2 protein-coding genes are annotated in these 1,336 nt (G+C 45.1%); both read right to left on the reverse strand.

What is annotated here, in order from left to right:
* Window positions 1-246: 246 nt before the first annotated feature.
* Window positions 247-684 carry an NTF2 fold immunity protein gene (locus tag APH33_RS26170; RefSeq protein ID WP_054887939.1) on the reverse strand — a complete coding sequence of 146 codons (438 nt, stop codon included), beginning with the start codon at window positions 682-684 and terminating at the stop codon, window positions 247-249.
* Window positions 662-1,336: RHS repeat-associated core domain-containing protein (locus APH33_RS27065; protein WP_082433714.1), on the reverse strand; the 675-nt coding region annotated here is incomplete at its 5' end. The genes APH33_RS27065 and APH33_RS26170, both read right to left, overlap by 23 nt.

Genomic DNA, 1,336 nt, shown 5'->3' on the forward strand with positions numbered 1-1,336 from the left:
CTTGTGGCCCAGCGGGTGGGTTTCATCGATCAGGCGGGAGAAATTGTCGTAACTGAGTCTCAGGTTTGCTGTGGGAAAGGCTAAAACGACGAAAAAGTCAATGCGAAGAACCCCAAGTATTAATCATCACAATCGAAGGGCGAGACGACTGAGACAAAGCTGGCAATCGCCTCTAAACATTTCTTATTAAAGAACCCCAGCAGCACCATATTTTCCTTAAAACCAAACCGAGCTTTGAATCAATTCTCAGACATAAGTTTTTTGCCATTTTTGCCCATGCTGCAAGTCCCGACCTGAAATCATAAATACACCATCTCTTACAACAAAGTTCAACCGAAACGCAGCAGCCAGACCTTTCGTCTTCCTTATAATAACAGCAACCTTTTTTTCACTACTATCAATTACTTCGATCTGATCATTTACCTCATCGTATTCAGGATATCGACCACAAACCAAATTTTCTACTCTGTCGTAATTTCTCCCACCCTCAAGCACATACTGGCGGAAAATCTTCAAAAGATCCTTACGCATGGTTTCCTCAAGCTCCGTTTCCGACAAGTCACCATCAAAGGCGTCGATGCTTTTTTGATAGTATGCCAGTTCCCAGCTATACATTTCATGCATGAACCCCTTCAAAACATTGCCAAACTCTTCATCCAGATCAGTTGCTGAATATTTTTCCATCTACAAAATCCCCATTCCTGAACACATTATAAATTACTTTTGTTGGCCTTGTGCCACCGGCACCGTATTTAAATACGAGCTCTACATCAACAGGCCCGTTATCGAAGACATCTTTTGCGATTTGTTTTTCAAAATCCCTAAACAAGCCACGATTGACTTTAGACAGCTGAGGGAACACTCCTTCCTTCCCTCCGGAACCTCCTAAGAGCTTACCAATAATGTGTCCAGCATCATCATCGGAATTGCCCATCATTCGGGCCCAAGTCCTTGAGGACTGATTGGTAGCCGTACCTGTTTTTAGGTCATTTTTCGTGATAGTAGCAGTTGCCCTCAAGGGTTGACCTGCCGCTCCCCTTGTCACATTAGTGTTGACACACCACCCTAAAGGATCAAGCCATCCCGTGGAATTAGGAGCATAACTGTAAAGGTTGAAACCGCCCAGTAGCCCGATAGGATCCTGAGTGGTAAACCGGGCCACCTCAGGGTCATAGTAGCGGAAGGTATTATAATGCAACCCCGTTTCAACATCTCGGTATTGCCCCGGAAACCTTAGATTCTGCGTGACCTCTTGAATCGTTAGGCTCTCTATTGCCCCCCACGAACGATACGTGGCCTGCCAAACAATCGTGCCATCACTGTCCGTCAATTCCAA

It is taken from the genome of Pseudomonas sp. NBRC 111130 (assembly GCF_001320485.1).
Lineage (GTDB): Bacteria > Pseudomonadota > Gammaproteobacteria > Pseudomonadales > Pseudomonadaceae > Aquipseudomonas > Aquipseudomonas vlassakiae.